The sequence below is a fragment of the Actinotignum urinale DSM 15805 genome (assembly GCF_000420445.1).
Classification (GTDB): domain Bacteria; phylum Actinomycetota; class Actinomycetes; order Actinomycetales; family Actinomycetaceae; genus Actinotignum; species Actinotignum urinale.
The window spans coordinates 35,256-47,922 of sequence record NZ_ATUY01000005.1 but is presented as its reverse complement, the minus strand read 5'-3'; the positions used below and the strand labels follow the sequence as shown (position 1 = coordinate 47,922).

General features: G+C 51.9%; 15 protein-coding genes. All 15 read left to right on the top strand.

Annotation, left to right across the window (positions count from 1 at the left end; genetic code table 11):
- Positions 1-58 precede the first annotated feature (58 nt).
- Complete coding sequence (locus G445_RS0104775) at positions 59-670, top strand: L-threonylcarbamoyladenylate synthase (protein WP_022866413.1); 612 nt, start codon at positions 59-61, stop codon at positions 668-670.
- Positions 670-1,992, top strand: a complete 1,323-nt coding sequence (locus G445_RS09765) for a glycosyltransferase family 4 protein (protein ID WP_022866412.1) — start codon at positions 670-672, stop codon at positions 1,990-1,992. The genes G445_RS0104775 and G445_RS09765 overlap by 1 nt, the downstream gene beginning before the upstream one ends.
- Entirely contained in the window at positions 1,989-2,549 is a 561-nt protein-coding gene (locus G445_RS0104765) for a hypothetical protein (protein ID WP_022866411.1), read from the top strand. Before G445_RS09765 ends, G445_RS0104765 begins: the two co-directional genes overlap by 4 nt.
- Positions 2,550-2,716: 167 nt before the next feature.
- Positions 2,717-3,535, top strand: a complete 819-nt coding sequence (gene atpB, locus G445_RS0104760; RefSeq protein WP_022866410.1) for a F0F1 ATP synthase subunit A — start codon at positions 2,717-2,719, stop codon at positions 3,533-3,535.
- A 74-nt stretch (positions 3,536-3,609) separates the two neighbouring features.
- Positions 3,610-3,813 (top strand): ATP synthase F0 subunit C, encoded by a 204-nt coding sequence (gene atpE / locus G445_RS0104755; RefSeq protein WP_022866409.1) that lies wholly within the window; start codon positions 3,610-3,612, stop codon positions 3,811-3,813.
- Between the two features lie 12 nt (positions 3,814-3,825).
- On the top strand, positions 3,826-4,368 hold the full coding sequence (gene atpF, locus G445_RS0104750; protein WP_022866408.1) for a F0F1 ATP synthase subunit B: 543 nt from the start codon (positions 3,826-3,828) through the stop codon (positions 4,366-4,368).
- Positions 4,369-4,370: 2 nt separating this feature from the next.
- Positions 4,371-5,213 carry an ATP synthase F1 subunit delta gene (atpH, locus tag G445_RS0104745; RefSeq protein ID WP_022866407.1) on the top strand — a complete coding sequence of 281 codons (843 nt, stop codon included), beginning with the start codon at positions 4,371-4,373 and terminating at the stop codon, positions 5,211-5,213.
- Positions 5,214-5,223: 10 nt separating this feature from the next.
- A complete protein-coding gene (gene atpA / locus G445_RS0104740) occupies positions 5,224-6,843 on the top strand; it encodes a F0F1 ATP synthase subunit alpha (RefSeq protein ID WP_022866406.1) in 1,620 nt (539 codons plus the stop codon).
- Positions 6,844-6,846: 3 nt separating this feature from the next.
- Entirely contained in the window at positions 6,847-7,779 is a 933-nt protein-coding gene (locus G445_RS0104735; RefSeq protein WP_022866405.1) for a F0F1 ATP synthase subunit gamma, read from the top strand.
- A gap of 9 nt (positions 7,780-7,788) precedes the next feature.
- Complete coding sequence (gene atpD, locus G445_RS0104730; RefSeq protein ID WP_022866404.1) at positions 7,789-9,252, top strand: F0F1 ATP synthase subunit beta; 1,464 nt, start codon at positions 7,789-7,791, stop codon at positions 9,250-9,252.
- Positions 9,252-9,518 (top strand): F0F1 ATP synthase subunit epsilon, encoded by a 267-nt coding sequence (locus G445_RS0104725; protein WP_022866403.1) that lies wholly within the window; start codon positions 9,252-9,254, stop codon positions 9,516-9,518. The genes atpD and G445_RS0104725 overlap by 1 nt, the downstream gene beginning before the upstream one ends.
- Positions 9,519-9,544: 26 nt before the next feature.
- Positions 9,545-9,952 carry a DUF2550 family protein gene (locus tag G445_RS0104720; protein WP_022866402.1) on the top strand — a complete coding sequence of 136 codons (408 nt, stop codon included), beginning with the start codon at positions 9,545-9,547 and terminating at the stop codon, positions 9,950-9,952.
- 84 nt (positions 9,953-10,036) lie between these two features.
- Entirely contained in the window at positions 10,037-10,732 is a 696-nt protein-coding gene (gene nucS, locus G445_RS0104715) for an endonuclease NucS (RefSeq protein WP_022866401.1), read from the top strand.
- A gap of 109 nt (positions 10,733-10,841) precedes the next feature.
- The gene (locus G445_RS0104710) at positions 10,842-12,131 is read left to right on the top strand and encodes an N-acetylglucosamine-6-phosphate deacetylase (RefSeq protein ID WP_169511062.1); all 1,290 of its coding nucleotides are present in this window, start codon (positions 10,842-10,844) and stop codon (positions 12,129-12,131) included.
- A 219-nt stretch (positions 12,132-12,350) separates the two neighbouring features.
- Positions 12,351-12,635, top strand: a complete 285-nt coding sequence (locus tag G445_RS0104705; RefSeq protein ID WP_022866399.1) for a hypothetical protein — start codon at positions 12,351-12,353, stop codon at positions 12,633-12,635.
- Positions 12,636-12,667 lie beyond the last annotated feature (32 nt).

Here is a 12,667-nt window from a genome sequence, read left to right as displayed (position 1 = left end):
TAAAGCCAAGGAGTCACGAGGGAAGATCTAGCAAGCCAGAAGAAAAGAGTTATAGATAATGGATGAGTTAGAACAGAATATATGCCGTGCTGTTTACGCGGTGAAAGAGGGGAATCTCGTCGTGTTGCCCACGGACACCGTGTACGGGGTCGGGGCAGACCCGTTTTCCGTGGCGGCTGTCTCTAAACTGCTGACCGCAAAAGGCCGCGGGCGCGATAAACCAAGCCCTGTACTCGTCTACTCCCTTGAACAAGCACGAAGCCTCGCCTCGTCCCTGACCGAAGAAGCCGTCAAAATGGCTGAAGATTTATGGCCGGGAGCGCTCACCCTCGTCGTCCCTGCACAAGAAACTATCGGCTGGGATTTAGGGGAAACACACGGAACAGTGGCGCTAAGAATGCCCAATCACCCAACCGCTCTTGAACTCCTTAACCGAACGGGCCCGATGGCTGTCACCTCGGCAAACCTCACCGGCAATCCTCCCGCAAGAACAGCGCAAGATGCCCGTGAACAACTCGGAGAAAAAGTCGCTGTTTATATTGATGCGGGGCTAGCGCCCGGTGGCGTGCCCTCCACAATCGTGTCCTTCCCGGCGCCCGGAGAATGCCACATTATCCGCCAGGGGGCGATTCGCGCCGAAATAATCGCCAAGTATGGGAAAATTGTCTAGTGCGCGTATATATACTGGTTCTCCTACTGAGCGCGGCCTTCACATATTTCCTTGTGCCGGCCGTTCTACGATTCGCTCTGCGCATCGGTGCGATGACCCAGGTACGTGAACGCGACGTTCACACCGTCCCTATCCCGCGCCTCGGAGGGGTGGCGATGTTCCTCGGTTTCACGGCAAGTCTCCTCATTGCCAGCAATATCCCCTATCTTCATAGAGTTTTAGGCAACAATTCGCAGGTGTGGGCAATTTGGTGGGGTGCCGCCCTTATGTGTCTTGTGGGATTTATTGACGATATATGGGAACTTGATTGGTACACGAAACTTGCAGGCGAGGTGCTCGCGGCTGGCGTAATGGCATGGAAAGGCGTCCAATTCATTACCCTTCCCTTTATGGGGCTTACCGTCGGTTCGGCGCGTTTCAACATTGCGTGCACGGTTCTTGTGGTGATCGTTATCGTTAATGCCGTGAATTTTATGGACGGCTTGGATGGCTTGGCGTCCGGGATTGTTGCGATTGCTTCAATTGCCTTCTTCATTTATTCCTATATTTTGACGCGAAATGCCACGCCGGGGGATTACACTTCGGTTGCATGCGCGGTTAGCGCGGCATCCGCGGGAATGTGTATCGGATTTTTACCACATAATTTCCACCCCGCACGTATTTTTATGGGAGACTCAGGGGCGTTAATGTTGGGAATGGTTATTGCCGGCGCCGGTATTCAGGTGACCGGCCAAATCGACCCGGCCGCAACCTCCCTGGGCTACAAACTTCCCGCCTATCTTCCCCTTCTTCTCTCGGTGGGAATCATTGCGTTGCCCATCGTTGATTTCTTGTGGGCAACGTTCCGTCGCCTACGTCGCGGGCAGTCCCCCTTCCATGCCGACGCCGGGCACCTGCACCACAGGCTTTTAAGGCTCGGGCATTCTCACGTGGGTACCGTGTTGATTTTGCACATGTGGGCTGCAGTGTTTTCGTTCTCGTGTATTTTGTTGGTTGTGTGGCCGGCGAAAAAAGTTGTGTGGGTTGCGCTCGGTTCAGCCGCTATCGCCTCCGTGGTAACGTTCCGCATGTTTGGTGCAGGTAGAAGAAAAGCGCGGGTGACACAGGGGGAACGTATACCTTCCAAAGACGCCACAGATAACGTTGAGGTCACCCTATCTTCCACTCGCGTTGACCCTATCGCACCACATAGCAACAGTGAACTCGCCACCCAAGGTCGCCTTAGCGCCACCACCAATTCTCTTTACGACGACGTGTCCCCGAAGAGCGTCGGTTCACCTCCCATTTCTTTTCACGACGACGAAAAACGAGGACAATCGTGACTCACACAGAAGCGAACCCGCAGGATTTTGGGGGAGAGGACGGAACACCGTCGTCGAAAAACTCTATGGAACCAAACAGCTTACGTTACGGGCGGGGCGACGAGATAACGAAGAATAATTTTATGGAACGGAACTTACCCGGTAGCGAGGACGCCGTGAGGGCGCCCTCCAAAATAATGACGGACACCATGCTCATTCGGAAAGCTGGGTGGTGGAGTTGCGTGGGGACACTGGTGTGTTGCGTGGCGAGTGTTGTGGGTGCCTTGATGTTTTGTTCAGAATTTGTGTTGCCTTTTGCTTACGGTTGCGTGATGGTTCTGGTTCTTAACTGTGTGACGATTCTTACTGCTTCGTGGAAGCTGACGGGGAGCGCGGGTGCCCTAGTGCCGTATGTGCTAAAAATGATTCTCGTCGGAGTGATGTGTGTTACAGCGCGGTGGCATTTTCATTTATTTATGAAACCCGTTTTGGGGATCTTTGTCCTATGTTTTCTCATTTCTTTGGTAGTTCAAACGTTTATTTTAATGCTCGGGTGCGTTGAGGACCTAGAAATGTGAAAATTGGAGATTTTACGGTTTTCACATTTTTTGTCAGGCAACGTATACTAAGAAGCAATATCGTCCGTTTTATAAACGTCACGAATAATTATGAGCATGTTCCATTATTATTAATGTAACAACAATGGTGTAGCTCCCGTATGGCAATTAAAGGAGAGGGTGAACGCATGACGGTTAGTTCGCTAATAGCCTTAGGTGTCCAGGGAATTTCTATGGGCAATGATTCGTTTGAGGCTCCGGGTTTGAATGAGTTTTTCCCTAATCCAATTTTCTTTGCGGGAACACCTTTTGAAATGAATCGCGTGATGCTGATTCGTTTGATTTCAGCAACGGTTCTTCTTATTTTGTGCATACTTTATGCAAAGAGAGCAAAGCTCGTTCCCGGGCGCGCCCAGGCAACCATGGAAGCACTCCTTGATTTCTCCCGTATACAAATTGGTGAAGAAATTATGGGCGGAAAGGCTCGGCGCTACCAGCCCTTTATCGCTACCATCTTCCTGGGTGTGCTGTTCATGAACATTACGGGTATTATTCCCGGTTTGCAATTGGCTGCAACTTCCGTTGTGGGTATGCCTATTGTTTACGCGATATTTGGTTATATTACCTTTATCGTCGCGGGAATTATGGAACGCGGTTGTGGACGTTTCTTCAAAGAACAGCTGTTCCCACCGGGAGTTCCGAAAGCACTCTATATTTTGCTTACACCTATTGAATTTATTTCAAATTTTGTTGTTCGTCCCGTCACTCTCGTTATGCGTTTGCTTGCCAACATGCTTGCAGGGCATATGCTCCTCGTCGTGTGCTTCGTAGGAACGCACTTCCTGCTCTTCTCAATGTCGGGGGCGTCCGGAATTGCTTTCGGGACGCTCACCTTTATGGGTGGCATAATGGCGGTCCTCTTTGAAGCATTCGTTGCATGTATCCAGGCATATATTTTCGCGATGCTTTCCGCCGTATATATCCAGCTTTCAATTTCATCACATTAGAATTTTCAAGTTTTATAGTTTTTCTAGCACCGCTAGAAGTTTGAATAACAATCCAAGAAGAAAAGGATGATCTCATGCCCGTTCTCGCAACAATCGGTTATGGCCTTGCGGCCCTCGGCCCCAGTATTGCTATTGGTCTTATCGGTGGACAGAATCAGAATGCAACGGCACGTCAGCCAGAAATCCGCGGTTATCTCCGTGTGAACATGTTCCTCTCTATCGCCTTTGCCGAAGCCTTGGGTCTGCTTGGCTTCGTTGCAGGGTTCCTCTTCGCTTAAGCTGAGTAGCCCATGATTCTTGCTGAAGAACACAGTAATATTCTTCTTCCAGCACCAGCGGATCTTATTTGGGGAACCGTTGCCTTTGTTATTGTCGCCATTGCGATTTTCAAATTCGCATGGCCGTCATTTTCAAAGATGTTGGACGAACGACGCGAGAAAATCGAAGATGGTCTCGCGGCGGCTGATCGAGCCCTAGAGCAGGTCGCTGCCGAGCGTAAAACCATGGCGAATGAACGAGAAGACGCACTTCGTGAAGCGGCGAAAATTCGTACAACCGCCCAGGAAAACGCTAAAGACATCATCGCTCGCGCACAGCAGGAAGCCACGGAAGAAAGTCGCCGAATCACTGAAGCGGCCCAAGCTCAGATTAAAGCGGACACAGAAGCTGCCGCACGCCATCTTCGTGCAGATGTTGGGGCTGTTGCCTCCACACTCGCCGGAAAAATTGTTGGCGAGCAGGTCAAGCTAGATCCGTCCGTCAATAAGAGTGTCGTGGATTCCTTCCTCGATCAGCTAGAGGCTAACGCCTTCGCTCAAGGAAGTCGGAACTAGGTATGAGGTCAACGAGCAAACAGTCAGCTGCAACTCTTGTTGTCGCATGGAATGATACCCTCAGTTCTCGCGAAGCAATGGATTTCATTTTCGCACGAGAACTGTTTATGGCTTCGCGTGCTCTCCACCAGGTACCGGCAGTAGCGTCGGCTCTTGCAGATTCAACACGCGATACAGAAAGTCGCGTGAAGCTGGTTGATGATCTTTTTGGTGGAAAAATTTCAGACGATGTCCACAACATTCTGCATAGCGCGGCAAGCCTCCCATGGTCGGCTGATGAGGATCTCGTTGAAACCGTCGAAAATCTCGGAATTCGTTCCGTACTTTACTATTCTGGTCAAGATGGACGCCTTAATGCAGTAGAAGATGAGCTCCACCAGGTTCGTCGTGTCCTCACGGCGCAAACCGCACTGCGAGTCACACTCTCAACCTTTGAAGATTACTCGGTAGAAGCACGCCAAGAACTAGCTCGAAACGTCTTCTCCAGTATCTCAGAAGAAGCACAGATTCTCCTCGCACAGGCCGTGCAAACCGCAGATGTTCGTCCCGTGACGGACTCTCTTGTTCGCATGATCGTTCTCGCCGCGAAGACATCAAATACCTTCGCGGCGGCCGTGTGGAGTGCAACAGAGCTTACTGAAGAACAAAAAACACGGTTAGCTTCCGCACTGTCCGCACTTTATAAGAAGAAAATCGTCATATATACGACGGTGGATCCCACTATTGTCGGTGGGCTGAAAGTGCAATGCGGATCAGAAGTTATTGACGCAAGTTTGCTGTCACGAATCAACAACGTACGCGAAAAAATCGTAGGTGGCGCGGCTCAAGTGTCGCCCATCAGGTAAGGAATAAGGAATGGCTGATTTGACTATCAAGCCCGAGGATATCCGGGCAGCGCTCGATAACTTCGTGCGCAGCTATACCCCCGATACGTCGGAAAGTGAGCAGGTAGGCCACGTCACCATGACGGCCGACGGTATTGCTCGCGTATCCGGACTCCCTGGGGCTATGGCAAACGAACTGTTGGTGTTCGAAGATGGCACCCGCGGTCTGGCAATGAATTTGGAAGAACGCGAAATCGGTGTCGTCGTTCTTGGTGATTTCTCCACAATTGAAGAAGGCCAGGAAGTACGCAGAACAGGTGAAGTTCTTTCCGTTCCCGTTGGAGATGGATACTTGGGGCGCGTCGTTGACCCCCTCGGTAATCCTATTGACGGACTCGGAAAAATTGAAAACCTTGACGGAACACGAGCCCTTGAACTTCAGGCTCCTGGCGTGATGATGCGTAAGTCCGTCCACGAACCTTTGGAAACAGGCTTGAAAGCCGTTGACTCCATGACCCCCATTGGTCGCGGTCAGCGCCAGCTGATTATTGGTGACCGCCAGACCGGTAAAACCGCTCTCGCCATCGACACCATTCTTAACCAGCGCGAAAACTGGGAAAGCGGAGATCCTACCAAGCAGGTACGTTGCATTTACGTCGCTATCGGGCAAAAAGGCTCCACAATTGCCGGTGTTCGCGGAACCCTCGCACGCCACGGCGCCCTAGAATACACGACGATTGTGGCATCCCCGGCATCCGACCCGGCAGGTTTCAAGTATCTAGCACCCTACACCGGCTCCGCTATTGGCCAGCATTGGATGTATGCAGGAAAGCACGTTCTCATTGTTTTCGACGATCTTTCCAAGCAGGCTGAAGCATACCGTGCAGTTTCCCTTCTTCTTCGCCGTCCGCCGGGACGTGAAGCTTACCCCGGTGATGTCTTCTACCTCCACTCACGCCTCCTTGAACGTTGTGCGAAGCTTTCCGATGACCTCGGTGGCGGTTCCATGACAGGCCTGCCCATCGTCGAAACAAAAGCTAATGACGTTTCCGCATATATTCCCACCAACGTTATTTCCATTACGGACGGCCAGATCTTCCTCCAGTCGGATTTGTTCAACGCGAACCAGCGTCCGGCTGTTGACGTCGGTATTTCCGTTTCCCGTGTAGGTGGTGACGCCCAGATTAAGGCGATGAAGAAAGTTGCTGGTACGCTCAAGATTACTTTGGCGCAGTACCGCGCCCAGGCGGCATTCGCAATGTTCGCTTCCGATCTTGATCCAGCAACACGCCAGCAGCTCGTTCGCGGTGAACGTTTGATGGAACTGTTGAAACAGGGTCAGTACGAGCCCTACGCCATTGAAAACCAGGTTGTTTCCGTGTGGGCAGGATCAAAGGGCTATCTTGACGACATCCCCGTCGATAAAGTCCACGATTGGGAAGCACGCATGCTCGACTACGTTCGCCACAACGCAAAGATCCTGCAAACCATTAAGGAAACCGGAAATCTCACCTCCGAGATGGAAGAGGAACTTGCTGAGCTTATCAACGGCTTCAACGTTTCCTACCGCACCGCCGAACATATTGGGACGGAAGAAGATGTTGTTGTCGAACACGAACGTGAAACCATTACCCGTCCGGTAAAGGATTAACTTATGGCCGGCGAACAGAGGATTTACAAGAGCAAAATTAGGGCAACATCCACCCTTCAAAAGGTGTTTCGCGCCATGGAGCTCATTGCCGCCTCACGTATTGGCCAGGCACGGCGAGCGGCACAGGGGCTTGATCCCTATGCACGTGCCGTTACGCGTGCCCTCGGCTTGGTCGGACGCCACAACTTCGATACGGAAAATCCACTTCTCAATGAACGCACGGATACGAATCGTATAGCGCTCCTCGTCGTAACATCAGATCGAGGAATGGCGGGTGCGTATTCGGCTAACGTGTTGCGTGAAGCAGAAAACACGATGGCAACACTGCGCGAAGAAGGCAAAGAACCCGTATTGTACGTGGCCGGCAGGCGAGGCGTGCAATATTTCGGATTCCGAGGTATTAAGGTAGAACAGTCCTGGACTGGTTTTTCCGATAAACCCGATCCGGATCAGTCCGACGATATTGCGCGCACATTACTGGATGCGTTCTCCGCACCTGCCGATCAGGGCGGGGTAGCAGAAGTTCACGTCGTCTTTACACGTTTCGAATCAATGGTGAACCAAGCTGTTCAGGTACGCCACATGTTGCCGTTGACAATCGTCGATTATGGACAGGGCGACCTGGAAGATACCGGTTCCGAATATTCGGGTGGAAATATCGAAAACGTCGAACCCCTCTACGAATACGAACCGTCACCACGGGCAATCTTCGGAAAACTCATTCCGATGTATGTACGTAAGCGTATTAGCACGATCCTTCTGATGGCTGCGGCATCCGAATTGGCATCACGCCAGCAGGCAATGCACGCAGCAACAGATAACGCCAGTGAACTCATTGAAAAGTACACGCGTTTGGCTAATAACGCCCGCCAGGCAGAAATTACAACAGAGATTACCGAAATCGTCTCGGGTGCTGACGCGCTCAGCAATGGATAAGGAAAAACTATGACTGCACAGAATGAGGATCTGACCAAGGGTTTGGCCACCAACGGCCGAATTGTTCAGGTCATTGGCGCCGTCGTCGATGTGGAGTTCCCATCCGACGCTTTGCCAGATATTAATAACGCGCTGATCACCTACGCTACTCTCCCCACCGGCGACGGAGGAATCGTCGAGAACGAACTCGTGCTCGAAGTTGCACAGCACCTGGGTGAAAACGTTGTTCGTACTATCGCCATGAAGCCGACGGACGGTCTCGTGCGTGGCGCGGAAGTTAAGGACACGGGTGAACCGATTTCCGTTCCCGTTGGAGACGTCACAAAAGGGCACGTATTCAACGTTATTGGTGAACCGCTCAACCTTAAAGAAGGCGAAAAACTTGAGGTCAAGGAGCGCTGGCCGATTCACCGCAAGGCACCGAATTTCGATCAGCTCGAATCTGAAACCAAGATGTTCCAGACGGGTCTGAAGGTTATTGATCTTCTCACCCCCTATGTTCAGGGTGGAAAGATTGGTTTGTTCGGTGGTGCCGGCGTGGGTAAAACAGTATTGATTCAGGAAATGATTCAGCGCGTTGCCCTTGACCACGACGGCGTGTCCGTCTTTGCCGGTGTTGGTGAACGTACCCGTGAAGGTAACGATCTTATTCACGAAATGGAAGAAGCGGGCGTGTTGGATAAAACGGCGCTTGTTTTCGGCCAGATGGATGAACCGCCGGGAGTGCGTTTGCGTATTGCCCTCTCCGGCCTGACAATGGCGGAATACTTCCGTGATGTTGCCAATCAGGATGTGCTCCTCTTTATTGACAACATCTTCCGTTTCACCCAGGCAGGTTCCGAGGTTTCCACACTTCTTGGACGTATGCCCTCCGCCGTGGGTTACCAGCCCACACTGGCAGACGAAATGGGTGCCCTTCAGGAACGTATTACATCCACACGTGGCCACTCCATTACCTCCCTTCAGGCAATTTACGTGCCAGCGGACGATTACACGGATCCGGCTCCCGCCACCACCTTCGCCCACTTGGATGCAACAACACAGCTTTCGCGTGAAATCGCTTCCATGGGTATCTACCCGGCGGTGGATCCGCTCACATCCAACTCGCGTATTTTGGACCCGCAGGTTGTGGGTAAAACCCATTACGAGGTCGCAACCCGCGTCAAGGCAATTCTCCAGAAGAACAAGGAACTTCAGGACATCATCTCCATTCTTGGTGTGGATGAACTTTCTGAAGAAGATAAGCTCACGGTTGCTCGCGCTCGCCGTATTCAGCAGTTCCTCTCGCAGAATATGTACACGGCTGTGAAGTTCACCGGTGTTGAAGGTTCAACGGTTCCCGTCGACGAAACAGTGGAAGCCTTCCGCCGTATTTGCGACGGCGAATACGATCATGTTCCTGAACAGGCCTTCTTCAATATTGGTGGTATCGAGGATCTGGAACGCAAGTTTGCTGAACTTAGGGCGAAATAATGCTTGATGTTGAAATCGTGTCACAAAAAGAACTGTGCTGGCGCGGAGACGCAACTCAGGTGATTGTCCCAGGGCAAGGTGGCTCCCTCGGTATTATGACGAACCATACGCCGTTCCTTACACTGTTGGAAAAAGGACAGGTTATTGTTAACGACGCTCAGGGCGTTCAGCGCATTTTTGAGATTGAAGGAGACGCATTCGCAAGCCTTTCAGCCAATCAGATCATTATCGTCGCCGATACTGTGGAATACGATTCCAAAGCATAGTTGACGAAAGCTGATAAGGAGCACGAATGGTATACACGGTGTTTTCTCTGCTCGGAGTAATAGCTGTGATACTGTTCGTGCTCCTTATCTATTTTTTGTGGAGAGTGCGCCATCTGCTCTCCATGATGGGTTCCTCGCAATGCGCCGCACGTACAGGTAACGGTGCGTGGCACACAGGAATTTTGTTCTTTTGCCAAGAAAATCTGGAGTGGTACGCAATCCGTAGCCTCTCCATGAAACCAAAATTTTCTATAAGCCGGCGTACCTTGGACACAACTGTTGTGAATGAAACCGAGGACGCCGTTATTATTAAGGTTTTGGCCAAAAATAGGGACATTATGCTCGCAATGTCCCACCCCGTATATACGACGATGGTCGCCTGGGCGGATTCTGCGCCGCCCATGGGCGAGATCGCGCTCTTTGAGCTTGAGTAGGGGTGTCCCCTATAAGGCGTGAAGGTTTTCACGCCTTTTTTCTTGCCCTAGGTTTTCTGTGGGTCTGCGCTTAGAATGACGACTATGCGCCTCATATTTACACACTGTTCCGTTGATTACTCCGGCCGACTCGATGCACATCTCGAAGTGGCCGACCGCCTCATTATGATAAAAGCTGACGGTAGCGTGCTCGTCCACGCAGACACCGGCTCCTACAAACCCCTCAACTGGATGATGGCGCCAAACGTTATGAGTGAGCGCGAACCCAGCCAAGACGAACTCGATGCGGGAATCACTAGCGTCTGGGAAGTGCGCAACACCAAAACTGACGACAAACTCGTGATATGTATTTACGAGATTTACGACGATATTGCGCGCGACCTCGGAATTGAACCGGGACTTGTGAAAGACGGGGTAGAAGCCCATCTTCAAAAACTTCTTGCAGAGCAGGTTGACCGTGTGGAAAAAGGGGCGCAACTTGTTCGTCGTGAATATCCAACGGCGATTGGGCCGGTGGACCTCATGGTTCAAGATTCGCGTGGCGGGTTTATTGCCGTCGAAATTAAGCGGCGCGGTGAAATTGACGGGGTGGAGCAACTCACGCGATACATGGAGCTCCTGGGGCGCGACCCACTGCTACAACCCATTCGTGGAGTTTTTGCGGCGCAGGAGATTAAACCGCAGGCGCGCACATTAGCCGAAGATCGCGGTTTGGAATGTTTAATTTTAGATTACGACGATATGCGTGGCCTCGATAACGTCGAGGATCGGTTGTTTTAGGCGTTGCACGCAGGGGGGGTGTGGCGCTGAAAGTCGCGTGTTTCGGGATATTGCGTGTCCCCACTTATTAAAAATGAGTTAGGCGTCACAGTGCGGTATGGTTATGGTTATGGCTATGGTTATTGAGCGCGGTCAAATTGTTGTTTCTTCGGGGATTATTGATGATGGGGTGTGTGCCTGGGAAGGCGACGAAATTATTTTCGTCGGCGAGGTCGAGCACTTTAAAGCACTAGTGGCTAAAGGTTCCGTAACCTGTGAAGAGAACCGGACCGTGGCGGCAGTATATCGTCGTAACAATAAAGAAAAAACCAGCGCGGGCGGGGCTACGGTACCAGATAACGTAACGCTACCGGCACCTACACGGAACATTATTATGCCCGGGCTCGTCGACGAACACGTTCACGGAGGAGGGGGAGTTTCTTTCCCCGATGCCACGACGCTTGGGGACATTGAACGCGGGGCGCACGAACATTTCCGCAACGGAACTACTTCCATAGGCGCGGCAATGACGACGATGAGCGTGCGACGTATGGAAATTACTGCCGGGTTACTTGCGGATGCGGCAGATAAGGGCGTCATTTCTCAAATTATGATTGAGGGCCCATTTTTGTCCCACCAGCGAGCGGGCGCGCAAAATCCTGCACATATTATTGAGCCCAGCGTGCAGGTAGCAGATCGAATCATTAATGCGACCCGTGGATACGCCTATGGGATGGCTTTTGCTCCTGAAATAGAGGGAGCGGACGCGGTTGTTTCGCACATTATTGGGCGTGGGCTTATTCCAACGTGGGGGCATACACATTGCATGGCACAAGACGCGCACGGTCTTAACGATTACGCGGTGGGATTATTGCGGGAGCGGGGTAGTGCGCGGGTGCCGGTCGTGAATCACCTTTTTAATGCGATGCGCGAACTTCGGCACCGTAGTCCCGGGCCGATTGGGGAATTTTTGGCAGCAGCGGCTCGCGATGAAGCGATGGTCGAATTTATTGCCGACGGAAAACACGTGTCCATGGGGTTAGTACGCAATATTATTGATATTTTGGGGCCGGACCGAGTGTGTCTTATTAGCGACGCTATTGCGGCCGCGGGAATGCCGGACGGCACCTACGAGCTGGGCGGGCTTCAAACGAATGTGGTAGAGGGGATTGCGCGATTGCGGGGCGGAAATCTTGCGGGTGGCACATGGTTTTTGCTCGATATTGTGCGAGCACTCTATGAATCCGGGGTGAGGCTGGTTGATTGTGTGCAGATGGCGACTATGAATCCGGCGCGCGTGATGGGGTTGGAGAACGTAGGAGAGTTGGCTGTGGGCAAACGTGCGGATGTGTTGGTGTGTGGGTCTGAGGGGCTAGATCTTCTCAAAGTGTATCGAGCGGGTAGGGAAGTTCCGCGGTAACATGCGCCGAACTGACGGCGAAGTTCACGGTAACTTGACGGCGAAGTTCCGCGCTAAAATGAGCCACGAGCTGTTCATGCCCAGTGGTAAGTTGCGGTAGGTAAGCCGGGAAGTTCCGCGGTAGTTATTCCCGTCGTGTTTCGGGGTGGTTTTCGATTCGCACCTGTGGCATTCGACGCCAAATGAGCAGATCTCCAATAAAAGCGTTACAGTAGCTACATGCGTCGCTTGAAAAAATATCAACGTCCCGTCAAGCCGCTCAATGTGCGTGCTGCCATGGGTGGTTTCACCTATGAAGAGGGCAAAAACGGCGCTACCTACAAAGTTCATCGGGGTAACCGAGCGCAAAAAGAATACGTCTGCCCGGGATGCCAGGGAATTATTCCCGTTGGCGCTAAAAATGTTGTGGCATGGACGGAAGATACTATTTGGGGTGCTCAATACGGCGTGGATTCACGCAGGCATTGGCACCCCAGTTGTTGGCAACATCGTGGGCGACGTTAAAGAATGCGAATATTTAACATGCGCTCACCATT